Here is a 26,126-nt window from a genome sequence, read left to right as displayed (position 1 = left end):
GACGGTCAGCGGAGGCTGAACCCGGCCGCCACGGGGTCGTCGGGGTCGAGCTCGAACTCGCACGCGCCGACGCGATACGCCTGACCCGTGACCTCGGGGACCACCCCGTCGACGGTGCGCCCGGCCACTCGACCGAGGAACCGGGTGCCGATGATCGAGTCGTGCGTGAGCACCTCGTCGTCCGCGAGCTCGCCCCGCTCGGCGAGCAGCGCCACCCGCGCCGCCGTGCCCGAGCCGCACGGGCTCCGGTCGACCTCGCCGTCGGCGAAGACGGTCACGTTGCGCTGCCAGGGCCCCTCGTCGGTGCGCCCGAGGTCGTCGACGAGGATGGTCCCGTAGACGCCGGACAGGCGGCGATCGACCAGTTGCGCCGCGGGGTGGTCGTGCAGCGCCCATTTGATCTCACGACCCAGCCGGATGAGCTCGGTCGTGTGCGCGGGTGTCACCTGGAGGCCGAGCGCCGCGGCGGGAAGCGTCGCGTACACCGCGCCCCCGAAGACCAGGTCGACGTCGACCTCGCCGCGGCTCGTCGGGAGGCGGATCCCGGTCGCGAGCACGCGCGAGGGGACGTTCCGGAACACGACCCCGGTCGTGCGGCCTCCGCTCCGCTGCACGCGCGCCTGCACGCGACCGCTCGGCACGTCGATCGTGACGACCGCCTCGCCGTCGTCGGGCGCGACCACGCGCCCCGTGCGCACCGCCCACGCGCCGAGCGCCATGGTGCCGTGGCCGCACGCGGTCGAGAACCCGTCCTTGTGCCAGAACAGGACCCCGAAGTCCGCGCCGTCGTCGTCGGGCGGGGTGATGAAGCCGCCGTACATGTCGTCGTGCCCGCGCGGCTCGAGGCACAGGAACCGTCGCAGCGCGTCGGCGCGGCCGGTCATCGCCTCGACGCGGCGCTCGGCGACGGTCGCGCCCTCGGTCGGGGCGTCGAGCACGATCCGGAACGGCTCGCCCGCCGTGTGCCAGTCCTCGGTCCGCCACCGCATCATGCGCTCCCGCCGTTCGCGAGGGCGAGGGGCGCCACCGCGAGGTCCTGCCAGCCCATGCCGCAGGTCTTGACCACGCGAGGGCGGTCGGATGGCACGGGCTCTCCGCCGAAGAGGGTCGCGAACGGGATCAGCGCGCCGGCCGAGAGGTGGCCCTCCCCGATCGCGAGGATTACGTCGCCGGCCTCGGCGAGCGCGACGCGCTCGGACTCGACGATGACGTGCGCCCGACCGAGGAGGTCGCCGGGCAGTTCTCGTGCGGAGGGCTCGTGCGAGCCGACGGCGACGACGGCCGCACGGTCCGCCACGAGGGTGGCGTCGAAGAGCGGTTCGCGTGCGGTCGTCGCGCAGACGACGACGTCGGCGTCGGCGACATCCGCTGCGCTGCCCACGGCGGCATCGAGCCCGGGTCGTGAGACGCGCGCGACCGCGTCGCGGGCCTTCCCGGGTTCGCGCCCCACGAACCTGACCCGGTCGATCGGACGGATCGCGCGCATCGCCTCGACGTGGCGGACGCCCTGCGGGCCGGTGCCGAACACGACGAGCGAAGCGGCGTCGGGCGCGGCGACGACGTCGAGCACCGCGGCCGACACCGCGGGCGTGCGGAGGTTCGTGAGCTCCGTGCCGTCGAGCACCGCGACCGGGGCGAGCGTCTCGGCGTCGATGAGGACGTAGAGCGCCTGGATCCGCTCGAGGCCGCGCGCGGGGTTGCCCGGCGCGACGGTTGCGAGCTTCTGGCCGACCCATCCGCCGAGCTCGGAGGGCATGAGCAGGAGCTGCCCATGGCCGACTTCGACGACGCTGCGCGGCGGATCGGCGTCGGGGTCGTAGCCCGCACGCAGCACGGCGCCGATCGCGTCGATCGCCGACCGCATCGAGACGCGCTCGGCGATCGCGGGTCCGTCGACGAGTCCGACGGAATCCAAGGTGCCGCCCATGCGGCCATCGTATTCACCGACGCGACCGGGAGGATTCTCGTTTCGGCGCGGAATCTGCAAGAATGGTCAGTCGAGTTCTGTACCGCCCGACCCTCTATCCGGCGCGCAGAGCACCCTTTGAGCTTCCGCCGAGTGTGCACCCCACGCTCACGGCTGTCAGTTCGCCTACCTCACAACACATCCAGGAGAATCGTGGCTGTCAAGATCCGCCTCAAGCGGCTCGGCAAGATCCGTGCCCCGTACTACCGCATCGTCATCGCCGACTCGCGCACCAAGCGCGACGGTCGCGTGATCGAGGAGATCGGCAAGTACCACCCGACCGAGAACCCCTCGTTCATCGAGGTCGACTCGGAGCGCGCGCAGTACTGGCTCGGCGTCGGCGCGCAGCCGACCGAGCAGGTCCTCGCCATCCTCAAGCTGACCGGCGACTGGGGCACGTTCAAGGGCGACAAGAACGCCAAGAGCACCGTCCAGACCGCCGCCCCGAAGGCCGAGTACGAGGTCGACGCGACCAAGAAGTCGGTCGTGAAGCCCAAGGCCGAGAAGCCGGCCAAGGCCGAGGAGCCCGCCGAGGCCCCCGAGGCCGCCGACGAGACCGCGTCGGACGAGGCGTAGGCCTTGCTCACCTCCGCGCTCGAGCACCTCGTCAAGGGGATCGTCGATCACCCCGACGAGGTGAAGGTCGTCTCCGCGTCGAGCGCGCGCGGCGAGGTCCTCGAGGTGCACGTGCACCCCGAGGACCTCGGCCGCGTCATCGGGCGGTCCGGTCGCACCGCGAAGGCGATGCGGACGATCGTCGCCGCCCTCGCCGACGGCCGCCGCGTCCGGGTCGACGTCGTCGACACCGACGACTGACGTGGCCGCGGCAACCCGCCCCCAGCAGCTCCGCGTCGGCCGGCTGACGAAGGCGCACGGCCTGAAGGGCGCCCTCAAGCTGGAGCTGTACACCGACGACCCCGAGCGACGCTTCGTGCCGGGCGCGGTGTTCTCGCTGCAGGTGCCCGAGGAGTCGCCGTGGCACGGCCGCACGCTCGCGTTCCGCGAGCTGCGCTGGTACAACGGCCAGCCGGTCGGCTTCTTCGAGGGCGTCGACGACCGCACCGCGGCCGAGGGCCTCGTGAAGGCCATCCTGTGGGTCGACCAGCCCGTCGACGAGGAGCCCGAGCCCGACGCGTGGTACGACCACCAGCTCATCGGGCTCGCGGTCGTCCGCGACGGCGAGCGCATCGGCCAGGTGGCGCACGTCGACCACCTGCCCGCCCAGGACCTCCTCGTCGTCAAGACGAAGGGGGGCGACGTCATGGTGCCGTTCGTCTCCGCCTTCGTCCCCGAGGTCGACGTCGAGGCCGGCACGCTCACCGTCACGCCGCCGCCCGGGCTGTTCGAGGAGCTCCCCGAGGAGACCGGGAGCCCTGAGGCATCCGTCGCCGATGCGGCCGACGCCGCGGACGGCGCCGACGCGTCCGACGAGACCCCCTCCGCGTAGGCGACGACGATGCGCATCGACATCGTCACGATCTTCCCGTCGTTCTTCGACGTGCTCGACCTGTCGCTGCTCGGCAAGGCCAGGCAGACGGGGCTGATCGACGTCGTCACGCACGACCTCCGTGACTTCACCCACGACCGTCACCGCACGGTCGACGACACGCCGTACGGCGGCGGCGCCGGCATGGTCATGAAGCCCGAACCCTGGGGCGAGGCGCTCGACTCGATCGTCGGCGACGGCGACTCCGACGCGCTCCTCGTCGTGCCGTCGCCCGCCGGCGAGCCGTTCACGCAGGCGACGGCGCGCGAGCTCGCGACCGAGCCGCACCTCGTGTTCGCGTGCGGCCGCTACGAGGGCATCGACCAGCGCGTCGTCGACCACTACGCGACGCGCATGCGCGTGCGCCTCGTCAGCCTCGGGGACTACGTCCTGAACGGCGGCGAGGTCGCCGTCATGGCGATGATCGAGGCCGCCGGCCGGCTCGTGCCCGGGGTCGTCGGCAACCCCGAGAGCCTCGTCGAGGAGTCGCACGAGGACGGCCTGCTCGAGTACCCGAGCTACACCAAGCCCGCCGTCTGGCGCGGGCTCGAGGTGCCGCCCGTGCTGCTCTCCGGGCACCACGGCCGGGTGGCGGAATGGCGGCACGAGCAGCAGGTCGAGCGCACCCGTCGCGTGCGTCCCGAGCTGCTCGCCGACGATCCGACGGATGCGCCGGACGCCCCCTGATCCCTGGCGCCGACCGCCCTCGGCGTGAGGGACTCTTCACGCGCCGGAAACACGTGGGTGTGCTCGGCGAAACACGCCCTGAATACCGTCGGATCGGCGGGTGAGACCGGATTCCGCCGGAAGGTGCGGGCGTGAGATGGGTCGGACGAGCGATGCCGGAGACGTGTCACAGCCGGTCCGTCGCCCGCCGCTCCGCCTCGTCGCCGTCACCCACGGAACCCCGTCGACCGCCAACCGCGAGGCGGTCATCCGGCTGATCGACGGCGTCGCCTCCGCCCGCCCCGACCTCGACGTCTCGATCACGTTCGTCGATGCGAGCAACGCCGACATCGGCGCCGCGCTCGAGGCGGCGGCCGAGCCCGACGCGGTCATCGTGCCGCTCGTGCTGTCGGCGGGATTCCACGTGCGCACGGGACTCTCGCTCGGCCTCGACCGGATCGGCGGGTCGGCCCGACTCGCCGCGGAGCTCGGACCCGACGAGCGCCTCGTGGACGTGCTCGCCGAGCGGCTGCTCGCCGCGGGGCTCGCCGACGGCGACACGGTCCTCCTGGCCGCGGCCGGCTCGAACGACCCGCGCGCCGTGCGCGAATGCTTCGAGACGGCCCGCCGGCTCGGCCAGCGCCTCGGCCGGTCGGTCACCGTCGGCTTCATCGCCGCCGCGATCCCGCGGCTCCCCGATGCGATCGAGATGATCCGCGAGGTGCACCCGGGTTCCCGGATCGTCGTCGGGCCGTACCTGCTCGCCCCCGGCACGTTCTACGACCAGGCCGTCGCGGTCGGCGCCGATGCGATCGCGGACCCCCTGCTGGTGCCCGGCGCCCCGCCGCCGCCCGCGCTCGTCGACCTCGTCCTCGACCGGTACTCCGCCATCGAGCAGGAGCAGCGCGAGCACGCCTGAGGCGAACCCCGGCGGCGACGACGGATGCCGCGTCCCCGACACCGTGCCCGACGTCAGCCGGTGAGGCTCGGCGCCCCGTCGGCCTCGGCCGCGCGGGCGAGGACGTCGGCGATGCGCCCGCGGCATCCGCCGCAGCCCGTGCCGGCCCGCGTGTCCCGCCCGACGCACTCGACGGTCGTGTTGCCGCACGCCGCCGACTCCTGGATGCGGCCGACGGTGACGCCGTTGCACCAGCAGACGGTCGTCTCGGGCGCGAAGGCGTCGGCGTTCGCGGCCGGGTCGTCGTCGGGCCCGTCGAAGCGCAGCAGCAGCGACCGGTCGGCGGGCAGCTCGGCACGTCGCTCGAACAGCAGGGTCAGCTCAGCCGCGGTCCGGGGCATCCCGACGCTCGCGAAGCCCGTGAGGATCCCGTCCTCGGTGACCATCTTCACGTAGCGCAGGTGCTCGGGGTCGGCCCATTGGGCGACCCGACGTCGGGGCGAGAGCGCGTCGTCGTCCCACGGGTCGGCGGAGACGTCGCCGACGGCCACGACGTCGACGTGCTCGGCCTTGAGCATGACGATCGCGTCGCGCTCGGGCGGCAGCGGCGCGGCGGCCGATCCCGTGGCGGGGTCCGCCGCCTCGGCGGCGAACCGGCCCGCGAGGTGCTCCGCCTGACGCCATCCCGGCCCGATGAGCCCGGAGGGGGCGCCGGGGAGGATCCGGCGGCCGGCCGTCTCGTCGGTGCGCTCGACGACCTGGGCGCAGTCGCCGATGGCGAACACGTCCGGGTCGCTCCAGCTGCGGAGGTCGGGTCCGACCACGACGCCGACGGCGGTGCGGAGCCCGGCGAGCGTGGCGAGCTCGTTGCGCGGGCTCACGCCGCACGAGAGCACGAGCAGGTCGCCCCGCACCTGCTTGCCGTCGGCCGTGACGAGCATGTCGAAGCGGCGCGTACCGTCCTCGTCGGTGCGGAACCCGATCGCCTCCGCGCGGCTGTGCGCGATGACCGTGATGCCCGTGCGACGAAGCGCCGAGCGCAGCACGTGACCGCCGCCGCGGTCCAGGTTGCGCGGCATCGGATGCGGCCCGTGATGCACGACGCAGACCTGGGCGCCCGCATGGGCGGCCGCGAGTGCGAGCTCGAGTCCGAGCACGCCGGCGCCGAGCACGACGATCCGGCGTCGGCCGCGCACGGCGGCGAGCACTCGTTCGGCGTCGTCGAGGTCGCGGAGCGCGGTGACGCCGGCGGGCAGCTCGTCGTCGCGTGCGACGAGCCGGGCGGGGTGGCGCTCGAGGTCGGCGAGGTCGCGCCGCGGGCGCTCGACGCCGTCGAGCGTGGGCACGTTCGCGCGGGAGCCGGTCGCGAGCACGAGCCGGTCGTAGGGGAGCGCCTCGCCCGTCGAGAGGTGGACGAGGTGCGCGTCGCGGTCGATCCGCGTCGCCCGCACCCCGAGCAGGATCGCGGCACCGGCCGCCTCGGCGGCCTCGCGGTCGCCGACGAGCATCGCGTCGAGGTCGGCGTTGCCGACGGCGTACTCGGCGACGAGCACGCGGTTGTAGGCCTCGACCGGTTCGCCCGCGACGACCGTCAGCGCGACCGCGCCGCCGCGCGCGGCGGGCAGCAGCTCCTCGACGAAGCGCGCGCCGACCGGGCCGTAGCCGATGAGGACGATCCGGAGAGGGCTCATGATTCGGCTCCCGTTTCGACGAGGCGCGTCACGCGCACGAGGTTGGCCTTGAACTCGGGCATCGACGAGATCGGGTCGACTGCGTCGGAGGTGAGGAGGTTCGCGGCCTGCTCGTCGCCGTAGTGGAACGGCAGGAACACCGCGTCGGGGCGGATGTCGGTGGTCAGCCGAGCGCGGCACCGCACCGTGCCGCGCTCGTTCCGGACCTCGACGGGCTCGTCGTCGGCGATGCCGAGCCGAGCCGCGGTGGCGGGGTGGATGGCGGCGCGCGCATCGGGCTGGGCGCCGAGCAGTTCGGGCACCCGGCGCGTCTGCGCCCCGCTCTGGTAGTGCTCGAGCAGGCGCCCGGTCACGAGGGTCAGCTCGTCCGGCGACGGCGCCGGGCGGGCGCCGGTGCGCGGTGCGACGGCGACCAGGCGCGCGAGCCCGTCGTCGTGGTGGAACCGCTCCGCGAAGAGCCGCGGGCTGCCCGTGCCGCCACGCGGGAACGGCCAGAAGGCCTCGGCGCCGGAGTCCAGCAGCGCGTAGTCGATGCCGGAGTAGTCGGCGATGCCGCCCTCGGAGGCGAGGCGCAGTTCCTCGAAGACCGCCTCGGGGTCGGTGTCGAAGTCCGCGGTCGATCCGAGCCGCATCGCGAGTTCGTGCAGGATCCAGAGCTCGTCGCGCGCACCGGCCGGCGGCGCGAGCGCCGGGCGACGACGGATGACGCGTCCCTCGAGGTTCGTCATCGTGCCCTCCTCCTCGGCCCATTGGAGGACCGGGAGCACGACGTCGGCGAGCGCCGCGGTCTCCGAGAGGACGAAGTCGCACACGACGAGGAGCTCGAGGCGTTCGATGCCGCGTCGCACCTCGGCGACGTTCGGGGAGGAGACCACGAGGTTCGAGCCGTGCACGAGCAGGGCCCGCACGCCGTCGGGGCGGCCGAGCGAGCCGAGCAGCTCGATCGCCGGCAGTCCGGGCCCGGGGATCTCCGACGCGTCCACGCCCCAGACCCGGGCGACGTGGGCGCGCGCGGCCGGGTCGGTGATCTTGCGGTACCCGGGCAGCTGGTCGCACTTCTGGCCGTGCTCGCGCCCGCCCTGGCCGTTGCCCTGGCCGGTGAGCGTGCCGTAGCCGCTCCCCGGACGGCCCGGTAGGCCGAGCAGCAGCGCGAGGTTGATCGCGGCGGTCGCGGTGTCGGTGCCGTCGACGTGCTGCTCGACGCCGCGGCCGGTGAGGATGTACGTGCGCCCGCCCGACGCGAGGCGGCGGGCGATCGCCCTGACCGTCGCGGCGGGCACGCCCGTCACCGACTGCACACGCTCGGGCCACCACTGGGCGACGCTCCTCCGGAGCGCGGCGAACCCGGTCGTGCGACCGGCGACGTACGCGTCGTCGACGAGCCGCTCGGCGATCACGACGTGGGCGAGGCCGAGCAGCAGCATCAGGTCGGTGCCGGGGGCGGGCTGCACGTGCAGGCCCTGCCCGTCGTCGACGAGCCGCGCGGTCGCCGTGCGCCGCGGGTCGACGACGACGAGTCCGCCCGCCGCCTGCGCCCCGCTGAGGTGGCCGATGAACGGCGGCATGGTCTCGGCGACGTTGGTGCCGAGCAGGAGGATGGTTTCCGCGTCGTCGAGGTCGGTGAGCGGGAACGGCAGGCCGCGGTCGATGCCGAACGCGCGGTTGCCCGCGGCCGCCGCCGACGACATGCAGTAGCGCCCGTTGTAGTCGATGCGGCTCGTGCCGAGCGCGAGCCGGGCGAACTTGCCGAGCAGGTACGCCTTCTCGTTCGTCAGCCCGCCGCCGCCGAACACGCCGACGGCGTCGGCGCCGTGCTGCGAGCGGATGTCGCGGAGCCGGTCGGCCACGAGGTCGAGGGCCGCGTCCCACGTGGTCTCACGCAGGGCGCCGTCCGCGTCGCGCACGAGCGGCGCTGTCAGCCGGGACGGCGCGGCCAGCAGCTCCGCGGAGGTCCAGCCCTTCTTGCAGAGCCCGCCGCGGTTGGTGGGGAAGTCGCGACCCGCTACCGTCACCGGGGCCGCCGGGGCGGCGCCCGTCGCGACCGTCGCGGACGCGGCATCCGTCGGCGTCAGGGTCATCGCGCACTGGAGGGCGCAGTAGGGGCAGTGGGTCTCGGCTGCCATCTGGTCCTCCTGGTCTCGGTGATCGGGTGGGGTGGGGGTGGGAGCGGGTCGGGCGGTGAGGTCGCCCGACCCGCCCCGGTCAGATCCGGTGTCCGGAGCGCTTGGCGAGGGTCAGGTAGACGCCAGCCGTGATGAGGAGCATCACCGCGTACGCCCACACGAACCAGCTGAGGCCCGTCGTGTAGTCGCCGAACGTGGTCTTCGAGAAGCCGAGCAGCTGCGGGATCACGAACCCGCCGTACGCGCCGACCGAGGAGATGATGCCGAGGGCCGCGGCGGCCTTCCGCTGCGAGCTCACGTCGCCGGCCGACTCGTGCGCGTTGTGCGCGCCGGCGCGGAGGGCGAAGACCGTCGGGATCATCCGGTAGGTCGAGCCGTTGCCGACGCCCGATGCGGTGAAGAGCACCAGGAACAGGCCGAGGAAGAGCCAGAAGTTCCCGAGCGGCAGCGTCCAGACGACGGCGAGCGCACCGAGCGCCATGACCGCGAACGCGGCGATGGTGATCTGCGTGCCGCCGAACCGGTCGGCGAGGCGCCCGCCGTAGGGCCGGGCGAGCGAGCCGACGAGCGCGCCCATGAACGCGAGCGACAGGGTCGCCGACCCGACGTGGAACGCGGAGAAGTCGGGGAACTGGTCGGCGATGAGCTTCGGGAAGACGCCCGCGAACCCGATGAACGAGCCGAACGTGCCGATGTAGAGCACGGCGAGGATCCACAGGTGCGGCTCCTTCAGCGCCGCGAGGGATGCCGCGACATCCGCCTTCGCGTTCGAGAGGTTGTCCATGCGGAGGGCCGCACCGACCATCGCGGCGAGGATGAACGGCACCCAGATCCAGCCCGCGAGTGGGAGGTTCAGCGTGACGGCCGCCCCGATCGTGATGGCGATCGGCACCACGAACTGCGCGACGGACGCGCCGAGGTTGCCGCCGGCGGCGTTCAGGCCGAGCGCCCAGCCCTTCTCCCGCTGCGGGTAGAAGTACGTGATGTTCGCCATGGAGCTCGCGAAGTTGCCGCCGCCGAACCCGGCGAGCGCCGCGATCGCGAGCATGACGCCGAAGGGCGTCTCGGGGTTGCCCACCGCGATCGCGAGGCCGATCGCCGGGATGAGCAGCAGGCCCGCCGAGACGATCGTCCAGTTGCGGCCGCCGAAGCGGGGGACCATGAAGGTGTACGGGATGCGGAGCGTCGCGCCGACGAGTGCGGGGATCGAGATGAGCCAGAACACCTGGCCCGTGTCGAACGCGAAGCCGGCGGCCGGCAGCGCGACCACGACGATCGACCAGAGCTGCCAGACGACGAAGCCGAGGAACTCGGCGAAGATCGACCAGCGGAGGTTCCGGGCGGCGACGCGCCGGCCCTCGCCCTCCCACTGGACGTGGTTCTCGGGGTCCCAGCCGTCGATCCAACGGCCGGGACGGCGGGTGAGGGCGGCGGTCGCGACGGGCGGAGAGCCGGGTGCGGCGACGGCGGCGGGGGGCGCGGTGGGCGGAGCGGAGAGGGTCTCGGTCATCGGTGCCTCCGGTGGGTGTCGGTCACGGGTCGAGCTGGTGAGGCGACGCTATCCACGCCGTGTTTCCCCGACCGGCGCGGGTGGTGAACTTCGTGTTCCCACCTGCTCACCTCTCGCCGAGTCCGATGTGAGGTCATGGTCAGACGTCGATCCGGTAGCCGCGCTTGACCACGGTCGAGATGAGCCCGGGCACGCCGAGGGTCTGCCGCAGCCGGCTCAGCGCGACCTCCAGTGCTCGCTCGTCGGCGCCGCCGGGCATGCCCGCGGCGAGGCGCTCCCGGGCGACGACGGAGCCTCGGGCCCGGATGAGCGGGCGGAGGATCGAGAGCGCGACGGGCGGCAGCGCCACGCGGCGTCCGCGCACCTCGACGACCGAGCCGCGGAGCGCGAGCGGGCCGTGCTGCGTCTCGAGGCGGACGACGCGCTCGTCCTCGAGGTGCTCGCACACCTGGCGGATCATCGCGCCCATCCGGAACCGCTCGGGCTGGAGCGGACGGATGCCCGCGGCGACGAGCGGCGCCGAGGTGACGGGTCCGACGGTCGCGGCGACCACCGGCCCGCGCATGGCGTCGACGAGGTCGTCGTATCGCCCGCGGGCCTCGGCGGCCATGAGGAGCGCGTGCACGGCGGGCGCGCTCGTGAACGTGATGCAGTCGAGGCCGCCCGTGCAGGCGGCCTCGATCAGGCGGTCCACGCGCTCGTCGGCGAGGTCGGGGTCGATCCAGCGGTACGGCTCCACGGTGAGCACGCGGTCGTGCGCGTCGCGGAGGCGGTCGAGCGCCTCGGGCGGCAGGTAGCCGTGCAACTGCACCGCGACGGTGAGGCCGGGCGGATGCGTCGCGAGGACCTCGTCGATGAGCGACTCGGTCGTCTCCTCGGCGCTCATCCCGACGTCGTCCAGGCCGGCGGCGCGGATGCCTCCGCGCGCCTTCGGACCGCGGACCAGGATGGCGGTGCGCCCGAGCGCGCACACGAGCTCGTCGCCGAGCCCCGCGGCATCCGCCACCTCGAACCAGCGGCGCACGCCGTACGCGGTCGTCGCGAGCAGGACGTCGGGGCGGGCCGCGATGATCGCGCGCGTGTCGGCGATCACGGGCTCGTCGGAGCTCGCGTTCGCCATGCGGATCGTCGGCGCGTGCACGACCTGGGCTCCGCGGCGAAGGAACGCGTCGATGAGATCCGCGGATCGGCGGTCGCTCGTCACGCCGATCCGGAACCCCTCGAGCTGGTCGGGACGGAACCCGATCGTCGACTCGACCTGGTCGGTCATGGGGCCACCGCCGCGAAGCCCGCCGCGCGCTCCATGAGCTCGGCCGCGCTGCGGTCGCCGTCGTGTGCGAGCCGGACGACCTCGCCGACGACGATCACCGCCGGCGAGCTCACGCCGGCGAGCCCGGCCGCCGGGACGATGCCCGAGAGGTCGGCGATCGTCGTGCGCTGGTCGCAGCGGAAGCCGCGCTCGATGATCGCGACCGGCATCGAGGCGGCCATGCCGTGGCGGGCGAGCCCCGCGGCCAGCTGCGGCAGTGTGTTCACGCCCATGAGCACGACGATCGTGCCGCCGAGGCCGGCGAGGTGGCGGAGCTCGTCGTCGCTGAGCGGCGCGTGCCCGGAGACCACGGTGAAGAGGCGGCTGACGCCGCGATGCGTGAGCGGGATGCCGGCGGCGCCGGGCACCGCGACGGCGCTCGTCACGCCCGGGAGGACCTCGACGGGAACCCCGGCGCGGTGGCACGCGAGCACCTCCTCGCCGCCGCGGCCGAACACGTACGGGTCGCCGCCCTTCAGGCGCACGACGTGCCGTCCGGCGAGGGCGTGCGCGACGAGGAGCGCCTCGATCTCCTCCTGCGGCAGCGCGTGATGGCCCGGCTGCTTGCCGACGTCGACGAGGTCGGCGTCGGGCGCGAGTTCGGCGAGGCGCGCGTGCGGTGCGAGCCGGTCGTACAGTACGACGTCCGCGGAGCCGAGCGCCCGGACCGCCGCGACGGTGAGGAGCTCCTCGCGCCCGGGACCGCCGCCGACGAGCGTCACCCGCCCGGTCATGCGTCGGCCCCCCGGATCGGGATCGTGGGTCCGGCGACGAGCACGGACTCGCCGCGGGCGATCTCGTCGGGCCGGGCCGGGCGGAGCTGGCCGCGCTCCTCGACGCGCGCGAGCGCCGAGACGGCCGCGCCCTCGGGGTCGTCGGGGTCCGGGGCGTTCACGAACGGCCGGAAGCGGCGCAGCCGCTCGGGGTCGGCGAGCGTCGCGGCCCACTCGTCCTCGTAGGTGTCGACGTGCGTCGCCATCGCCGCCTCGAGTTCGTCGGCGAGCCCCAGTGAATCGTGGACGACGACGTCGCGCACGTGGTCGAGGCCGCCCTCGATGTCCTCGATCCACCGGGCGGTGCGCTGCAGCCGGTCGGCGGTGCGGATGTAGTACATCATGTAGCGGTCGATGTACCGGATGAGCGTCTCGTCGTCGAGGTCGCTCGCGAGCAGCTGCGCGTGCGCGGGCTGGAAGCCGCCGTTGCCGCCCACGTAGAGGTTCCACCCCTGGTCGGTGGCGATCACGCCGACGTCCTTGCCGCGCGCCTCCGCGCACTCGCGCGCGCAGCCCGAGACGCCGAACTTCAGCTTGTGCGGCGACCGCAGTCCCCGGTAGCGGAGCTCGAGGCGGATCGCCATCGCGACCGAGTCCTGCACCCCGTACCGGCACCAGGTCGAGCCGACGCAGCTCTTGACGTTCCTGAGCGCCTTGCCGTACGCCTGCCCCGACTCGAAGCCGGCGTCGATGAGCCGCTTCCAGATCTCGGGCAGCTGGTCGAGCCGGGCGCCGAACAGGTCGATGCGCTGTCCACCGGTGATCTTCGTGTACAGCCCGAAGTCGGTGGCGACCTGCGCGATCACGGCGAGCTTCTGCGGCGTGATCTCGCCCGCCGGGATGCGCGGCACGACCGAGTACGTGCCGTCCTTCTGCATGTTCGCCATGGCACGGTCGTTCGTGTCCTGCAGGCCGCCGCGGCCGCCGTCGAGGATGTACGAGCCGTGCTGGGCGGCGAGGACCGACGCGACCACGGGCTTGCACACGTCGCAGCCGCGTCCGGTGCCGAGCCGGCTGATGACCTCCTCGAACGAGGTCAGCTCGAGCACCCTGACGGACTCGAAGATCTCCTGCCGCGAGATCGGGAAGTGCTCGCACAGCGCGCGAGAGACGGTCTGTCCCGACTTCTTCAGCTCGGCCTCGAGCAGCTTCTTCACGAGCGGCACGCACGACCCGCACTGGGTGCCGGCCCGCGTGCAGGCCTTGAGCGGCCCGAGTTCCGAGCAGCCCGCTTCGTGCTCCCCGTGCGGTCCGTTCACCGCGTCGCGGATCGTGCCGGCCGCGACGTTGTTGCAGGCGCAGACGAGGGCGGATGCCGGGAGCTCGTCGCCCGCGGGCGCCTCCATGCCCGACGCCGACAGGTAGGCCGCCGGCTCGCCCGACAGCTCGGTGCCGAGCATCGGTCGCAGCGACGCGTAGGGCGAGGCATCGCCGACGAAGATGCCGCCGAGCAGGGTCTTCGCGTCGTCGGTCATCACGAGCTTCTGGTACAGGCCGCGCGCCGGATCGGCGTAGACGATCTCGAGCGCCTGGTCAGTGCGCGCGAGCGCGTCGCCGAAGCTCGCGACGTCGACGCCCGCGAGCTTCAGCTTCGTCGCGTCGTCGACCGTCGTGAACTCGGCCCCTCCGCCGAGGAGGCGGTCCGCGACGACCTCGGCCATCGCGTTCGCCGGGGCGACGAGGCCGGTGCAGCGGCCCTCGAAGCTCGCGACCTCGCCGATCGCCCAGACGTGCGGGGCGGATGCCGCGCAGCCCGTGTCGATCGCGACGCCGCCGCGCGGTCCGAGCTCGAGCCCCATCGCCCGAGCCAGTTCATCGCGTGGCGTGATCCCGATCGCGAACACGACGAGATCGGCGTCGACGCGGCGGTCGTCGGTGAGCTCCACCCCCACGACGCCGCCGCTGCTGGTGAGCACCTTCGCGGGGCGGACCCCGAGGTGCAGGTCGATGCCCTGGCCGGCGATGATGCGCCCGAGCGCGCGGCCCGCGCCCTCGTCGAGCTGCGCCGACATCAGCCAGGATCCGGAGTGCACGATCGCGGCGTCCGCACCGAGCTTGGCGAGGCCGCCCGCGGCCTCGAGGCCGAGCAGCCCGCCGCCGGCGACGACCACGCGCGGGGCCCGGCCGAGGCGCGCGGAGAGCTCGCGCGTCTCCGCCACGAGGGCGTCGACGTCGTCGATCGTGCGGTAGACCCGGATGTGCTCGCTGCCCGGGATCGGCGGCACCGGTGCGCTCGAGCCGGTCGCGAGGACGAGTTCGTCGAAGCGGAGCTCGACCCCGTTCGCCGTCGTCGCGACGCCCGCCGCGGCATCCACCTCGGCGACGCGCTCGCCCGTGATGAGGCGCACGGAGCCCTCCGACCACGGCGTCGCGGGCAGGGCGAGGTCGACGGTGGTGTCGGCCAGCCGGGTGCTCAGCGCGACCCGGTCGTACGGGGCGTGCACCTCGTCGGCGACGACGGTGAGGCGGAGCGTGCGGCCGCCGTCGCGGGCGTGCAGGCTGTCGGCCAGTCGGTGGGCGGCGGGCCCGCCGCCGACGACGAGGACGTCGCGCGGGGCGACGGCGTCGATCTCGGTGTCGTTCATGGCTCCTCCGGTCCTGGATTGACGGCGAGCGTACGGCGGCGCGGTTTCGCCCCTGTTTCGGAGCCGTAACACAAGCGCTCGGAGACCTTGCATGACGCCGTGCGTCATGTGAGGGCGGTTTCACCCCGGTGAAACACGCATGGCGCGATCGGGGAAACATCCGCTCCGTAGCGTCGGTGGCGACGACGAGGAGGACCCAGGATGACGTCGACGATCGAACTCACGACCCGGTGGATCCGCGCCTGCGCGATCGCCGACCTCGAGCCCGGTTGGGGCGAGGTGGCGCTCATCGGATCGCGGCTCGTCGCCCTCGTCAGGGTCGACGACGAGGAGGTGTACGCCGTGGACCACCACGACCCGCACACGGGAGCACCGGTCATGGCACGTGGCATCGTGGGCTCGCGCGCCGAGCGGCCCACCATCGCCTCGCCGCTGCACAAGGAGGTCTACGACCTCGGCACGGGGGAGTGCTTCACCGACCCGGCCCTCGGTCTGCGCACGTTCCGCACGCGCGTCATCGGCGGGATGCTCGAGGTGGAGGTCGACGCGTGAGCCGCGCGACGGTCATCGCGGCATCGCACGGGACGTCATCGCGCGCGGGCCGCTCCGCGGTGGCGGCGCTCGTCGCCGAGGTGCGCGCGTCGGCACCCGTCGGCTGCGACGTGATCGACGCGTTCGTCGACGTCCAGGAGCCCGACGTGGCCACCGTGCTCGAGGTCGTCGGCGACGACGTCGACGTGACGGTCGTCCCGCTCCTGCTCTCCGCCGGCTACCACGTGCACGTCGACCTCGCCGAGGCCGTCCACGGCCGACGCGCCGGTCTCGCCGGCGCGCTCGGCCCGGATGAGCGCCTCGTCGACGTGCTCGTCGAGCGACTCCGCGAGGCCGGGCTGGCGCCCGGCGACCGGGTCGTGCTCGCGGCCGCCGGATCGAGCGACGCCAGGGCGGTCGAGGACAGCCGCGCCGTCGCCCGCCGGCTCGGTGAACGTCTCGGCCGGCTCGTGACGATCGGGTTCCTCTCCGCGGCGCGGCCGACGCTCGCGGAGACCATCGGCTTCGCCCGCGCCACCCACCCGCTGTCGCGCATCGTGGCCGCGACGTACCTGCTCGCGCCCGGCTACTTCCACGACCTCGCGGCATCGGCCGGCGCCGACGTCACTGCGGCGCCCCTGCTGCGCGCGGATGCCGCTCCGCCGCCCGGCCTCGTCGGGCTCGTCCTCGACCGCGCCGGGGTCGGAGCGCCGAGTCCGGTCGCGTAGGACGGACCTTCCGGCGGGCTCAGCCCCGCCGGGTGAGCACGATCGGGTCGCCCTCGGTGACCGCGATCGTGTGCTCGGAGTGCGCCCCGCGAGAGCCGTCGACGCTCCGCAGGGTCCAGCCGTCGGGGTCCGTGAAGATGCGGTCCGTGCGGTGCAGGAACCACGGCTCGATGGCGACCACGAGGCCGGGCTTCAACGGCAGTCCGCGACCCGGGCGCCCGCTGTTCGGGATGTGCGGGTCGCCGTGCATCGTCCGGCCGACGCCGTGGCCGCCGAAGTCCGTGTTGATCGAGAGACCCTCGGCCTTCGCGACGTCGGCGATCGCCCGCGAGATGTCGCCGATCCGGTTGCCGGGGCGCGCCGCGGCGATGCCCGCGTCGAGGGCGCGCCGCGTGGTGTCGATGAGGCGGAGGTCCTCGTCGCGAGGGGTGCCGACGACGATCGAGATCGCCGAGTCCGCGACCCAGCCGTCGACCGAGGCGGCGAAGTCGAGGCTCAGCAGGTCGCCGTCCTTCAGCCGGTAGTCGTGGGGGAGTCCGTGCAGCACGGCGTCGTTGACCGAGGTGCAGATGACCTTGCCGAACGGGCTGGCGCCGAACGACGGGTGGTAGTCGATGTAGCAGCTCTCCGCGCCGGCCTTCCGGATCATCTCGTGGGCGAGCGCGTCGAGCTCCAGCAGGTTGACGCCGACGGCCGCGGCCTTCGTCGTCGCCTCCAGCACGCTCGCCACGAAGCGGCCCGCGGGACGCATCTCCTCGATCTCGGCAGGGGTCCTCAGTTCGATCACGCTCATCCTCTCCGCCTCCCATTCTGGCGGCTCCGCCCTGAGTGAACACCCGGCCGACCCCCAGTCGCCCCAAGTACGCTGGGCGCATGCTCATCCGACGCGGGTTCTACCGGTGGCAGTTCGCCGCCGCGATCGTGCTGCCGGTCTGGCTGCTCATCGGCTACGCGATCTTCGGCTCGAGCGGGTGGGGCGTGCTCGGGCTCATGTTCGCGACGCCCGTCGCGTTCGTCATGCTCGGCATCGTGGCCCTGCTCGTCGCCGCGCGGCCCGACGTGCGCCAGGCGAAGGCCGTGGCCTGGTCGGATGTCGCGGTGCTCGGCGCCTGGCACCTGCTCATCGTCGCCGCAGGGTTCTACGGCCCGGCGGGTATCACCTTCGCGGTCCTCGCCATGGTCGGCGGCATCGCGGCGTTCTGGTACGCGGTCTGGCGCCTCCTCCGCGACGGCGCGCGCCGCGTGCGCGCGACGATGGACGAGTACGAGCGCCTCGTCGCCGAGGGCCCGCCTGCACAGGGCGTCGGCCGCGATGCCCGGCGCACGCCCGCCGACGACGCCGGCGAGGTCATCGTGATCCGCGAGGAGCGCCGCTGGGAGGAGCCGCGGGCCTGACCCGCCCGCATCCGCGCGGCGCGGCCGCGAGGCATCCGTTCACCGCTTTTGGCCGGGAGCGACCCCATCTGGCAGAATGGATGTTTGTGCCGTCGCATGGCTCTGCCTCCGGGGAGCCCGCACGTCGCGAGTGATCGCGCGAACGGCGCCGAACTCTTCTTCCAATCAGATCCGCGTTCGACCGGTGGCGGGCGCAGAGAGCGAACCATCATGCACATCCTCGACCACGTCGACGCCGCGAGCCTCCGCTCGGACGTCCCGGACTTCCGCCCGGGCGACACCGTCAAGGTGCACGTCAACATCGTCGAAGGCACCCGCTCGCGCATCCAGGTCTTCCAGGGCGTCGTCATCGGCCGCTCGGGCGAGGGCGTGCGCGAGACCTTCACCGTCCGCAAGATCAGCTTCCAGGTGGGCGTCGAGCGCAAGTTCCCGGTCCACTCGCCGGTGATCGACCACATCGAGGTCGTCACCCGCGGCGACGTCCGCCGCGCCAAGCTCTACTACCTGCGCGAGCTCCGCGGCAAGAAGGCGAAGATCAAGGAGAAGCGCGAGAGCTGATCGGCCCGCGCGCCGTTCCGAACGCGTCATCCGCTCGAGCTCCTCACCCCTAGACTGGGGCGGGGAGCTCGAGCCGTTTCATGACTGAAGACACACGTACGCAGCGCGACGAACGCGCCACCTCCGGGGCGTCGTCACGCCGCCGGAGCACCCTGCTGTTCCTCCGCGACCTGGTGGTGATCTTCCTGGTCGCCGTGCTCGTCTCGTTCCTCATCAAGACGTTCCTGATCCGGTCGTTCTTCATCCCGTCGCAGTCGATGGAGGAGACCCTGATGCAGGACGACCGCATCATCGTCAACCAGCTCGTGCCCGAGGTCACTCCGATCGAGCACGGCGACGTCGTCGTGTTCAAGGACCCGGGCGGATGGCTGCCGGCCCGAGCCGACGAGGCGCGCCCGCCGCTCGTGGCGGTCGTCGACGGGTTCCTCGCGTTCGTGGGCCTGTCCGCGCCCGACTCCAACGACCACCTCGTCAAGCGCGTCGTCGGCCTGCCCGGCGACCACGTCGTCTGCTGCAACGCGCTCGGCCAGATGACGGTGAACGGCGTGCCGCTCGACGAGCCGTACGTCGCGCTGCCGCCCGGCGAGACCAAGGTCTCGCGCGACGACTTCGACGTGACCGTGCCCGACGACTCGCTCTGGGTCATGGGCGACAACCGCTACAACTCGAAGGACTCCCGCTACAACACCGGGACGCCGCTCGAGGGCTTCGTGCCCGTCGAGAACGTCGTCGGTCGCGCGGTGGTGGTGAGCTGGCCGATCTCGAACTGGGCCTGGCTCGACAACTACCCCGAGGTGTTCGCCGGCGTCGACGAGGCGGCTGGCTGACGTGCCACCCGCCGGGGTGCCGACGCTGCGGCTGGAGCGCGACCTGCTGGCCGGGGGAGCACCCGTCGTGCTCGCGTGCGACGAAGTGGGGCGCGGGGCGCTCGCCGGGCCCGTCACGGTCGGGATCGTCGTCATCGACGCGACCGTCAAGCGGATGCCGGCGGGCCTGCGCGACTCGAAGCTCCTGCCCGAGCCGAAGCGCGAACTGCTCGCTCCGCGCGCTGCCTCGTGGGTCCTCGGGTCGTCCGTCGGCGAGGCGAGCGCCGACGAGATCGACCGGCTCGGCATCATGGCCTGCCTCGGGCTCGCCGGCGCGCGGGCCTTCGCGGCGCTCGGTGTCGACCGCGGGCTCGTCGCCGGTGCGCCGCTGCTCCTCGACGGCAACTACGACTGGCTCAGCCAGTCCATCGAGCACCGGGCGCAGGTCATCACGCGCATCAAGGCCGACCGCGACTGCGCGTCGGTGTCCGCGGCATCCGTCATCGCCAAGGTGCACCGCGATCGGGGCATGCGCAGGGCGCACGACGAGACGCCGCTCTACCACTGGCACGAGAACAAGGGCTACTCGAGCGCCGCGCACTTCGCCGCCATCGCCGAGCACGGGCCGAGCGCGCTGCACCGGCACACCTGGCTGCACGACCGGTCGCCCGAACCGGCGCCGTCGCTGTTCGACCTCGAAGTAGGATGATCCACGATGGATGAGGACGAGTTCGACGACTACGACCGTGAAGTGGAGCTCGCGCTGTACCGCGAGTACCGCGACATCGTCACGCAGTTCAAGTACGTGGTCGAGACGGAGCGGCGCTTCTACCTCGCGAACGAGGTCGAGTTGGTGCGCCGCGACACCGAGCACGATTTCTACTTCGAGCTCTCGATGAAGGACGTCTGGGTCTGGGACGTCTACCGCGCCGACCGGTTCGTGAAGTCGGTGCGCGTGCTGACCTTCAAGGACGTCAACGTCGAGGAGCTCGCGACCCGCGAGTTCGAGCTCCCGAAGGACCTCGCGCTCGAGGAGTAGCGGGGTCGCGAGCCGTCCTCCACCGGCGACCCGCAGGCGGTTCCGGTCACGGACCGGCGTCCGGATGGCCGCCCGCCGGCGCCCGAACGCGACACTGGGCCCATGGCCCACAACATCGAACTCGGGCGGCGCGGTGAACAGGTCGCGGCCGACCATCTCGAGGCGCGCGGCATGCGCGTCGTCGACCGGAACTGGCGCTGCACGCACGGCGAGCTCGACCTCGTGCTCCGCGACGGGGACTGCACCGTCTTCGCCGAGGTGAAGACCCGCACGGGCCCGGGCTTCGGCCACCCGTTCGAGGCGATCACCGCGCTGAAGCTCGCCCGCTTGCGTCGCCTCGCACTCGCGTGGTGCGAGGCGCACGACCAGTCGACCGCGCGCATCCGGATCGACGCCGTCGCGGTGCACGCGCCGTCCTCGGGTCCCGCGATCGTCGAGCACCTCGAGGGGATCGCCTGATGGTCGTCGCACGGACCCGCGCCATCGCGCTCGTCGGACTCTCCGGCTCGGTCGTCGAGGTCGAGGCCGACCTGTCGAGCCAGCTGCCCGCCTTCGTCATCATCGGCCTGCCCGACACGGCGCTCGGCGAGGCCCGCGAGCGTGTGCGCTCGGCCGCCGGCAACGCGGGGTGCCCCCTCCCGGCACGCCGACTGACCGTCAACCTCTCGCCGGCCTCGCTCCCCAAGCACGGCTCCGCCTTCGACCTCGCGATCGCGATGTCCTGCCTGGCCGCTGCCGGCACCGTCGCCCCCGAGTCCGTGGCGCGGTTCGTGCACCTCGGCGAGCTCGGGCTCGACGGACGGCTCCGACCGACGCACGGCATCCTGCCGGCCGTGCTGGCCGCCGCGCGGGCGGGCTGCGAGCGCGTCATGGTGCCGACGGCGAACGCCGCGGAGGCCCGGCTCGTGCCCGGCGTCGAGGTGGTCGCCGTCGCATCCCTGCGCGAGGCGGTGGAGCGGCACGGCGGCGAGCCCGGGCCGGAGGCCGTTCGCGTCGGCGAGCCCGTCGCCGATTCGGACGGGGCTGCGCCGCCGGCGGATGCGGTGGCTCCCGACGGCGACCTCGCCGAGGTCATCGGCGGCGAGGAGCCGCGCCAGGCGCTCCTCATCGCGGCGGCCGGCGGTCATCACCTGCTGCTCGCCGGACCGCCCGGCGCGGGCAAGACCATGCTCGCGTCGCGGCTGCCGGGCATCCTGCCCGACCTCTCGCCCGAGGCGGCGCTCGAGGTCGCCTCGCTCCGCTCGCTCGCCGGCCACCCGATCGGCGAGACCCTGTCGGTGCGACCGCCGTTCGAGGCACCGCACCACACCGCGAGCGCGGCGGCGATGGTCGGCGGCGGCAGCCGCGGCATCCGCCCCGGCGCGGCCGCTCGCGCATCGCACGGCGTGCTGTTCCTCGACGAGGCGCCCGAGTTCCCCGCCAGCGTCCTCGACGCGCTCCGCCAGCCGCTGGAGTCCGGCCGGATCACCATCCACCGCGCGAGCTCGGTCGCGACCTTCCCCGCCCGGTTCCAGCTCGTGCTCGCCGCGAACCCGTGCCCGTGCGGCGGCGGCGACGCGCCGGACGCCGGCTGCGCCTGCCCGCCCGCCGCCAAGCGGCGGTACTTCGCACGCATCTCCGGCCCGCTGCTCGATCGCGTCGACCTGAGGCTCTTCGTGCACCGCGTCACCCCGTCGAGGCTCAAGGTGGAGCGTGATCGCGCCGGAGAGCCCGGGGCCGCTCCGACGATGAGCTCGCAGGAGGCGCGCAACCTCGTCGTCCGCGCCAGGGACGCCGCGGCGCGACGCCTCGCCGGCACGCCGTGGCGCACCAATGCCGAGATGCCGGGCCCATGGCTCCGGGGAGAGGGCGGACTGCACCCCGGGTCGGTCGCGACGCGGTCGCTCGATCGCTCGCTCGAGCGCGGCGGCGTCACGATGCGCGGGTACGACCGAGTGCTCAAGGTCGCGTGGACGATCGCCGACCTCGATGGTGACGACCGCCCGAACTCCGAGCACGTCGGGCGCGCACTCGCGATGCGCCTGGGCACGGCGGCATGAGCGCGGACACCCTTCGCGCCCTCGCCCGCGACGTCGCGGACGCGCTGGCCGCGGTCAGGACCGGGCCGGATGCGACGTCGGCGTCGGCGACCGATCCCGAGGAGGCGGTCGCGGCCGCGCTCCTCGGCTACCTCTCCGAGCCCGGCGACGGGGTGCTCGGCCGACTCGTCGGCGTGCTCGGCGCGCGATCCGTCGCGGCGGCGCTGCTCGCCGGTCGATCCGGAGCCGCGCTCGCCGAGGAGGTCGCCGCGCACGCCCCGGTCGGCGTCGACGCTCCGAGCGCCCGCGAGCTCGCCGCCGGAGTCGCGCGGTGGCGCCCACGCGTCGACGAGACCGCGTTCGCACGGTCGGTCGTCCAGGCGGCGCGCGTGCGCGCCCGACTGCTGCTTCCCGGCGACGACGCGTGGCCCGACGCCGTCGCCGACCTCGGCGCGCACGCTCCGCTCGCGCTGTGGGTGCGGGGACGGCCGGCGGCGCTCGCCGAGTCGCCGTCCATCGCCCTGGTCGGAGCGCGCGCCGCGACCGGGTACGGCGAGCACGTCGCCATCGAGGCGTCGGCAGGGCTCGTCGACCGGGGGTTCGCCGTCGTCTCCGGCGGTGCGTACGGCATCGACGGGACCGCGCACCGGGCGGCGCTCGCCGCCGGGGGGACGACCGTGGCGTTCCTCGCGGGCGGGGTCGACCGCTTCTACCCGGCCGGTCACGAGACGCTCCTCGGCCGCATCGCCGAGACCGGCGCGGTCGTCTCCGAGCTCGCGTGCGGTGCGGCACCGACGCGCTGGCGCTTCCTGCAGCGCAACCGGCTGATCGCCGCCGCGTCCGGAGCGACGGTTGTGCTCGAGGCAGGCATGCGATCCGGTTCGCTGAACACCGCGGGTCACGCGGCGGCACTCGGTCGACCGCTCGGCGCAGTGCCCGGACCGGTCACGAGCCCCGCGTCGGCGGGCTGTCATCGCCTGCTCCGCGAGTTCGACGCCGTCTGCGTGACGGATGCCGCGCAGATGGCCGAACTCGTCACGATCGGCGGCGTCGGAGTCGACGGCGGTACCCCGCCGGGCGCCGCGTCTCGTCCCGACCACGTGCTCGAGGGATTGACGTCGGCCGAACGGCGGGTGCTCGATGCACTCGGAGTCCGCCGCGCACGCACGATCGACGAGCTCGTGCGATCCACCGGATCGACGCCCGGAGCCGTCCTGGGCGCGCTCGGAGCGTTGGATGCCACGGGCCTCGCGGCCAGGTCCGGGGAGGGCTGGGTTCGACGACCCCCCGATTGAGGCTCGGCTTCACGTGGATGGTGGTCCTAGGCTGGCCGCGGAGGCAGACATGGATCATCCTCGACTCGGCAGGTACCCCGCGGCACGACACGTGATCGCGCACCTCAGCGACACGCACCTCCTCGCCGGCGGTGCGCCGCTCGGGGGTCGCGCCGACACGGTCGCCAACCTCGAGCGCGCGACGGAGCAGCTCTCGCGGATGACGGGCGGGCTCGACGCCATCCTCGTCTCGGGCGACGTCGCCGACCTCGGCGAGGACGACGCCTACCGGCGTGTGCGCTCGGCCCTCGACCCCGTCGCCGAGGCCACGGGCGCCCGCCTGATCTGGGTCATGGGCAACCACGACGAGCGCGAGCCGTTCCGGCGCGTGCTGCTCGGCGACGAGAGCGGCGACGAGAGCCCGGTCAACCAGGTCATCGGCCTCGACGGACTGCGCATCGTCGCGGTCGATTCGAGCGTGCCCGGGTACCACCACGGCATCCTCGAAGCCGAGACGTTGGACTGGCTCGACCGCGTGCTCGCGGAGCCCGCCCCCAACGGGACGATCGTCGCGCTGCACCACGCCCCCATCGCGACCCCGCTCGCGCTCATGGACGTCCTCGAACTCCGACGGCAGGACGAGTTCGCCGAGGTCCTGCGGGACCGCGACGTCCGAGCCATCCTCGGCGGGCACCTGCACTACCCGACCCAGGGGACCTTCGCGGGGATCCCCGTCTCGGTGGCCGGATCGCTCGCGTACACGATGGACCTCTCCGCGCCTGCGCGACACCTCGTCGGGATCGACGGCGGCAGGTCGTTCTCGCTCGTGCACTGCTTCGACGACACCGTCGTCACCTCGGTGGTCCCGGTCGGACGGTTCGGCGAGATCACGAGCTTCGGCGAGCAGTTCCTCGCCGAGGTCGAGGCCCTCGACGAGGAGGGACGACTCGACCGCTTCTCACGGAAGCGGGAATGGGTGACGGATGGCTGATCCGGTGGACGTCGCCGCGACCCGGACCCGCTCGCACCCCGTGGCCGGTCGGAGGAGCATCGACGTCGCCGTGGAGGGCTACCTCGGGCACGTCCGCCTCGAGCGCGGCTACTCGGAGCACACCGTCGCCGCCTACGCGTCCGACCTGGCCGACCTCACGCGGTTCGCGGAGCAGCGTTCCGCGACGGGCGTCGACGCCGTCGACCTCGACCTGCTGCGCGACTGGTTGTGGGACGCGACCGAGCGCGGCCTCGCCCGCGCGACCGTGGCGCGCCGCGCGGCATCCGCTCGGGGCTTCTGCGCCTGGCTCGAGCGCACGGGCGCCCTCCCGGTCGACCCGGCGGCCCGGCTGCGCGCTCCGCGCGCCAAGCGAACCCTGCCGCGCGTCGTGGCGGCGCCGTCCGTCGAGGCGGTGCTGGACGGCCTGCAGGCGCGAGCCGCCGACGGCGATCCGGTGGCCGTCCGCGATCTCGCCGTGATCGAGCTGCTCTACGCCTGCGGGCTGCGCGTCTCCGAACTCGTCGGCCTCGACGTCGACGACGTCGACCGCGGGAACCGGACGGTCCGCGTCACGGGGAAGGGTGCGAAGGAGCGCGTCGTGCCGTACGGCGCGCCCGCCGCTGCGGCGCTCGAGCGCTACCTCGCCTCGGCTCGCCCCGCACTGCTCGCCGCCGCCGCGGGCGCGAACGGAACCGCCGCGGATGCCGGACGGGCGGTGTTCGTCGGCATCCGAGGGGCGCGCCTCGGGGTCAGGAGCGTCCACCGCCTCGTCGCGGGCCTCCTCGCGGAACTGCCGGGCTCCGGTCCCGCCGGTCCCCACGCCTTCCGGCACAGCGCGGCCACGCACCTGCTCGACGGGGGCGCCGACCTCCGCGCCGTCCAGGAGTTCCTCGGCCACGCGAACCTCGGCACGACGCAGATCTACACCCACGTCTCGGCCGAGCGGCTCAAGCAGAGCTATCGCACGGCCCACCCCCGCGCCTGAGCACGGCTGGGCATCACCCCTCCATCGGGAGCAGCACCGCGCGCGGCACCCCGCCGAACCACCGCAACGGGGACACGTACTCGCCGTGCACCCGCACGCCGAAGTGCACGCATCCGCCGTCGCAATGGCCGCCGGTCGAGACGGTCGCGACCGGCTCGCCGGCCCGGACCGCCGCGCCCGCCGCCAGGTCGGCCTCCACGGGCTCGATCGAGCTCACGACGCCGTCGCCGTGATCGATCGAGAGCACCCCGCGCCCCGCGACCGGGCCGGCGAACGAGACGACCCCCGCGGCGGGCGCGACGACCGTGCTCCCGGCAGCCGCGGCGAGGTCGATCCCTCGGTGTCCGGCGGAGTACGGCGTGGGCGGGGCGCGGAACGGCGCGACGACGATCACCGGCGGTCCGACCGGCCAGAGCCACCGATCGGCCGGCGCGACGACGGACGGGTCGACGCGCGGGGTCGGCATCGATCGGGCCGCGGTCGACGCCGAGGCGGAGCCCGGCGCCGCCAGCACCACCACGAGGACGGCGAGCAGGCCCGCGACGCTCGCCGCGACGGCCGCGCCGGGGAGGGGCGAGAGGCGCATGCGTCGACCATGTCGGCCGCGGCATCCGCTCGTCGAAGGCCCGATCGGGTCGGTGGCCCGGGACCGGTCGTGCGGCGGGTGGTGAGGAGGGGTCGCCGAGCCGCACCGTGATAGCATGACCGGAGCGCCCCGCCTGTCGGGGCGACTACGCGTGCCCATTCGGCCACCGACTCCACTCAGTCCCGCTCGTGCCATCGCAGCGCGAGCC

The 26,126-nt window shown here is 73.6% G+C and carries 27 protein-coding genes; 17 read left to right on the top strand and 10 right to left on the bottom strand.

The genetic code is table 11. The features are described from left to right. Nucleotides 1-5: 5 nt before the first annotated feature. Entirely contained in the window at nt 6-992 is a 987-nt protein-coding gene (locus GLX25_RS15475; RefSeq protein ID WP_205719913.1) for a proline racemase family protein, read from the bottom strand. Beyond that, nucleotides 989-1,927, bottom strand: coding sequence for an ornithine cyclodeaminase family protein (locus tag GLX25_RS15470; RefSeq protein WP_155843401.1), 939 nt, complete (start codon nt 1,925-1,927; stop codon nt 989-991). The genes GLX25_RS15475 and GLX25_RS15470 overlap by 4 nt, the downstream gene beginning before the upstream one ends. 192 nt (nt 1,928-2,119) lie before the next feature. Here GLX25_RS15470 and rpsP point away from each other — a divergent pair, with 192 nt between their 5' ends. The 5 genes from rpsP to GLX25_RS15445 all read left to right on the top strand — a co-directional run bounded on the left by rpsP (nt 2,120) and on the right by GLX25_RS15445 (nt 5,037). Next, complete coding sequence (gene rpsP, locus GLX25_RS15465; RefSeq protein WP_166548891.1) at nt 2,120-2,542, top strand: 30S ribosomal protein S16; 423 nt, start codon at nt 2,120-2,122, stop codon at nt 2,540-2,542. A gap of 3 nt (nt 2,543-2,545) precedes the next feature. After that, the gene (locus tag GLX25_RS15460; RefSeq protein WP_155843400.1) at nt 2,546-2,782 is read left to right on the top strand and encodes an RNA-binding protein; all 237 of its coding nucleotides are present in this window, start codon (nt 2,546-2,548) and stop codon (nt 2,780-2,782) included. Nucleotide 2,783: 1 nt separating this feature from the next. Continuing rightward, nucleotides 2,784-3,413, top strand: a complete 630-nt coding sequence (gene rimM / locus GLX25_RS15455) for a ribosome maturation factor RimM (RefSeq protein ID WP_166548890.1) — start codon at nt 2,784-2,786, stop codon at nt 3,411-3,413. Nucleotides 3,414-3,422: 9 nt separating this feature from the next. After that, a complete protein-coding gene (trmD, locus tag GLX25_RS15450) occupies nt 3,423-4,139 on the top strand; it encodes a tRNA (guanosine(37)-N1)-methyltransferase TrmD (RefSeq protein ID WP_155843399.1) in 717 nt (238 codons plus the stop codon). 163 nt (nt 4,140-4,302) lie between these two features. Next, a complete protein-coding gene (locus GLX25_RS15445) occupies nt 4,303-5,037 on the top strand; it encodes a sirohydrochlorin chelatase (RefSeq protein WP_271192386.1) in 735 nt (244 codons plus the stop codon). Between the two features lie 53 nt (nt 5,038-5,090). On the opposite strand, the gene GLX25_RS15440 is transcribed toward GLX25_RS15445, so the two are convergent. The 6 genes from GLX25_RS15440 to nirB form a co-directional block, all read right to left on the bottom strand. Beyond that, on the bottom strand, nt 5,091-6,707 hold the full coding sequence (locus GLX25_RS15440; RefSeq protein ID WP_155843397.1) for an NAD(P)/FAD-dependent oxidoreductase: 1,617 nt from the start codon (nt 6,705-6,707) through the stop codon (nt 5,091-5,093). Continuing rightward, nucleotides 6,704-8,830, bottom strand: a complete 2,127-nt coding sequence (locus tag GLX25_RS15435; RefSeq protein WP_155843396.1) for a molybdopterin oxidoreductase family protein — start codon at nt 8,828-8,830, stop codon at nt 6,704-6,706. Before GLX25_RS15435 ends, GLX25_RS15440 begins: the two co-directional genes overlap by 4 nt. Before the next feature lie 79 nt (nt 8,831-8,909). Beyond that, the gene (locus tag GLX25_RS15430) at nt 8,910-10,340 is read right to left on the bottom strand and encodes an MFS transporter (RefSeq protein ID WP_155843395.1); all 1,431 of its coding nucleotides are present in this window, start codon (nt 10,338-10,340) and stop codon (nt 8,910-8,912) included. A gap of 139 nt (nt 10,341-10,479) precedes the next feature. Continuing rightward, nucleotides 10,480-11,610, bottom strand: coding sequence for a uroporphyrinogen-III synthase (locus tag GLX25_RS15425; RefSeq protein ID WP_155843394.1), 1,131 nt, complete (start codon nt 11,608-11,610; stop codon nt 10,480-10,482). Then, on the bottom strand, nt 11,607-12,383 hold the full coding sequence (cobA, locus tag GLX25_RS15420) for a uroporphyrinogen-III C-methyltransferase (RefSeq protein ID WP_155843393.1): 777 nt from the start codon (nt 12,381-12,383) through the stop codon (nt 11,607-11,609). The genes GLX25_RS15425 and cobA overlap by 4 nt, the downstream gene beginning before the upstream one ends. After that, the gene (gene nirB, locus GLX25_RS15415) at nt 12,380-15,007 is read right to left on the bottom strand and encodes a nitrite reductase large subunit NirB (protein ID WP_155843392.1); all 2,628 of its coding nucleotides are present in this window, start codon (nt 15,005-15,007) and stop codon (nt 12,380-12,382) included. The genes cobA and nirB overlap by 4 nt, the downstream gene beginning before the upstream one ends. A 201-nt stretch (nt 15,008-15,208) precedes the next feature. Between nirB and nirD the strand changes: the two genes are divergently transcribed. Both nirD and GLX25_RS15405 read left to right on the top strand, forming a co-directional pair. Beyond that, nucleotides 15,209-15,559, top strand: a complete 351-nt coding sequence (nirD, locus tag GLX25_RS15410) for a nitrite reductase small subunit NirD (protein WP_155843391.1) — start codon at nt 15,209-15,211, stop codon at nt 15,557-15,559. Beyond that, nucleotides 15,556-16,266, top strand: a complete 711-nt coding sequence (locus tag GLX25_RS15405) for a sirohydrochlorin chelatase (protein WP_166548889.1) — start codon at nt 15,556-15,558, stop codon at nt 16,264-16,266. Before nirD ends, GLX25_RS15405 begins: the two co-directional genes overlap by 4 nt. A 19-nt stretch (nt 16,267-16,285) precedes the next feature. Here the strand turns inward: GLX25_RS15405 and map are convergent, their stop codons facing one another. Further along, complete coding sequence (gene map / locus GLX25_RS15400) at nt 16,286-17,053, bottom strand: type I methionyl aminopeptidase (RefSeq protein WP_166548974.1); 768 nt, start codon at nt 17,051-17,053, stop codon at nt 16,286-16,288. Nucleotides 17,054-17,139: 86 nt separating this feature from the next. On the opposite strand from map, the gene GLX25_RS15395 reads away from it, so the two are divergent. The 10 genes from GLX25_RS15395 to GLX25_RS15350 all read left to right on the top strand — a co-directional run bounded on the left by GLX25_RS15395 (nt 17,140) and on the right by GLX25_RS15350 (nt 25,332). Beyond that, complete coding sequence (locus GLX25_RS15395) at nt 17,140-17,661, top strand: hypothetical protein (protein WP_155843389.1); 522 nt, start codon at nt 17,140-17,142, stop codon at nt 17,659-17,661. 210 nt (nt 17,662-17,871) lie between these two features. Next, the gene (gene rplS, locus GLX25_RS15390; RefSeq protein ID WP_155843388.1) at nt 17,872-18,219 is read left to right on the top strand and encodes a 50S ribosomal protein L19; all 348 of its coding nucleotides are present in this window, start codon (nt 17,872-17,874) and stop codon (nt 18,217-18,219) included. Nucleotides 18,220-18,299: 80 nt separating this feature from the next. Further along, on the top strand, nt 18,300-19,046 hold the full coding sequence (lepB, locus tag GLX25_RS15385) for a signal peptidase I (protein ID WP_155843387.1): 747 nt from the start codon (nt 18,300-18,302) through the stop codon (nt 19,044-19,046). A 1-nt stretch (nt 19,047) separates the two neighbouring features. Next, nucleotides 19,048-19,734 (top strand): ribonuclease HII, encoded by a 687-nt coding sequence (locus tag GLX25_RS15380; RefSeq protein WP_271192385.1) that lies wholly within the window; start codon nt 19,048-19,050, stop codon nt 19,732-19,734. A 6-nt stretch (nt 19,735-19,740) separates the two neighbouring features. Further along, complete coding sequence (locus tag GLX25_RS15375) at nt 19,741-20,064, top strand: DUF2469 family protein (protein ID WP_155843385.1); 324 nt, start codon at nt 19,741-19,743, stop codon at nt 20,062-20,064. A gap of 102 nt (nt 20,065-20,166) precedes the next feature. Further along, a complete protein-coding gene (locus GLX25_RS15370; protein ID WP_155843384.1) occupies nt 20,167-20,523 on the top strand; it encodes a YraN family protein in 357 nt (118 codons plus the stop codon). After that, nucleotides 20,523-22,103: a YifB family Mg chelatase-like AAA ATPase gene (locus GLX25_RS15365; protein ID WP_155843383.1), complete on the top strand. Its 1,581-nt coding sequence runs from the start codon at nt 20,523-20,525 to the stop codon at nt 22,101-22,103. The genes GLX25_RS15370 and GLX25_RS15365 overlap by 1 nt, the downstream gene beginning before the upstream one ends. Further along, nucleotides 22,100-23,377 carry a DNA-processing protein DprA gene (gene dprA / locus GLX25_RS15360; protein WP_155843382.1) on the top strand — a complete coding sequence of 426 codons (1,278 nt, stop codon included), beginning with the start codon at nt 22,100-22,102 and terminating at the stop codon, nt 23,375-23,377. The genes GLX25_RS15365 and dprA overlap by 4 nt, the downstream gene beginning before the upstream one ends. A gap of 49 nt (nt 23,378-23,426) precedes the next feature. Then, nucleotides 23,427-24,347, top strand: a complete 921-nt coding sequence (locus tag GLX25_RS15355) for a phosphodiesterase (protein ID WP_155843381.1) — start codon at nt 23,427-23,429, stop codon at nt 24,345-24,347. After that, nucleotides 24,340-25,332, top strand: a complete 993-nt coding sequence (locus tag GLX25_RS15350) for a tyrosine recombinase XerC (protein ID WP_155843380.1) — start codon at nt 24,340-24,342, stop codon at nt 25,330-25,332. The genes GLX25_RS15355 and GLX25_RS15350 overlap by 8 nt, the downstream gene beginning before the upstream one ends. A gap of 13 nt (nt 25,333-25,345) precedes the next feature. Here GLX25_RS15350 and GLX25_RS15345 read toward each other — a convergent pair whose 3' ends face one another. Continuing rightward, on the bottom strand, nt 25,346-25,918 hold the full coding sequence (locus GLX25_RS15345; RefSeq protein ID WP_240898389.1) for a murein hydrolase activator EnvC family protein: 573 nt from the start codon (nt 25,916-25,918) through the stop codon (nt 25,346-25,348). Nucleotides 25,919-26,126 lie beyond the last annotated feature (208 nt).

This window comes from Agromyces luteolus (genome assembly GCF_009729855.1).
GTDB lineage: Bacteria > Actinomycetota > Actinomycetes > Actinomycetales > Microbacteriaceae > Agromyces > Agromyces luteolus.
Note: the sequence above shows the minus strand (reverse complement) of the source record. Positions and strands in the feature narration are given on the sequence as shown.

What these genes read in the sequence shown, in the direction of transcription:
- GLX25_RS15475 (WP_205719913.1), bottom strand. Translation starts at nt 992, where the DNA reads ATGATGCGGTGGCGGACCGAGGACTGGCACACGGCGGGCGAGCCGTTC.
- GLX25_RS15470 (WP_155843401.1), bottom strand. Translation starts at nt 1,927, where the DNA reads ATGGGCGGCACCTTGGATTCCGTCGGACTCGTCGACGGACCCGCGATC.
- trmD (WP_155843399.1), top strand. Translation starts at nt 3,423, where the DNA reads ATGCGCATCGACATCGTCACGATCTTCCCGTCGTTCTTCGACGTGCTC.
- GLX25_RS15440 (WP_155843397.1), bottom strand. Translation starts at nt 6,707, where the DNA reads ATGAGCCCTCTCCGGATCGTCCTCATCGGCTACGGCCCGGTCGGCGCG.
- GLX25_RS15435 (WP_155843396.1), bottom strand. Translation starts at nt 8,830, where the DNA reads ATGGCAGCCGAGACCCACTGCCCCTACTGCGCCCTCCAGTGCGCGATG.
- GLX25_RS15430 (WP_155843395.1), bottom strand. Translation starts at nt 10,340, where the DNA reads ATGACCGAGACCCTCTCCGCTCCGCCCACCGCGCCCCCCGCCGCCGTC.
- GLX25_RS15425 (WP_155843394.1), bottom strand. Translation starts at nt 11,610, where the DNA reads ATGACCGACCAGGTCGAGTCGACGATCGGGTTCCGTCCCGACCAGCTC.
- cobA (WP_155843393.1), bottom strand. Translation starts at nt 12,383, where the DNA reads ATGACCGGGCGGGTGACGCTCGTCGGCGGCGGTCCCGGGCGCGAGGAG.
- nirB (WP_155843392.1), bottom strand. Translation starts at nt 15,007, where the DNA reads ATGAACGACACCGAGATCGACGCCGTCGCCCCGCGCGACGTCCTCGTC.
- nirD (WP_155843391.1), top strand. Translation starts at nt 15,209, where the DNA reads ATGACGTCGACGATCGAACTCACGACCCGGTGGATCCGCGCCTGCGCG.
- GLX25_RS15395 (WP_155843389.1), top strand. Translation starts at nt 17,140, where the DNA reads ATGCTCATCCGACGCGGGTTCTACCGGTGGCAGTTCGCCGCCGCGATC.
- rplS (WP_155843388.1), top strand. Translation starts at nt 17,872, where the DNA reads ATGCACATCCTCGACCACGTCGACGCCGCGAGCCTCCGCTCGGACGTC.
- lepB (WP_155843387.1), top strand. Translation starts at nt 18,300, where the DNA reads ATGACTGAAGACACACGTACGCAGCGCGACGAACGCGCCACCTCCGGG.
- GLX25_RS15375 (WP_155843385.1), top strand. Translation starts at nt 19,741, where the DNA reads ATGGATGAGGACGAGTTCGACGACTACGACCGTGAAGTGGAGCTCGCG.
- GLX25_RS15370 (WP_155843384.1), top strand. Translation starts at nt 20,167, where the DNA reads ATGGCCCACAACATCGAACTCGGGCGGCGCGGTGAACAGGTCGCGGCC.
- GLX25_RS15365 (WP_155843383.1), top strand. Translation starts at nt 20,523, where the DNA reads ATGGTCGTCGCACGGACCCGCGCCATCGCGCTCGTCGGACTCTCCGGC.
- dprA (WP_155843382.1), top strand. Translation starts at nt 22,100, where the DNA reads ATGAGCGCGGACACCCTTCGCGCCCTCGCCCGCGACGTCGCGGACGCG.
- GLX25_RS15355 (WP_155843381.1), top strand. Translation starts at nt 23,427, where the DNA reads ATGGATCATCCTCGACTCGGCAGGTACCCCGCGGCACGACACGTGATC.
- GLX25_RS15350 (WP_155843380.1), top strand. Translation starts at nt 24,340, where the DNA reads ATGGCTGATCCGGTGGACGTCGCCGCGACCCGGACCCGCTCGCACCCC.
- GLX25_RS15345 (WP_240898389.1), bottom strand. Translation starts at nt 25,918, where the DNA reads ATGCGCCTCTCGCCCCTCCCCGGCGCGGCCGTCGCGGCGAGCGTCGCG.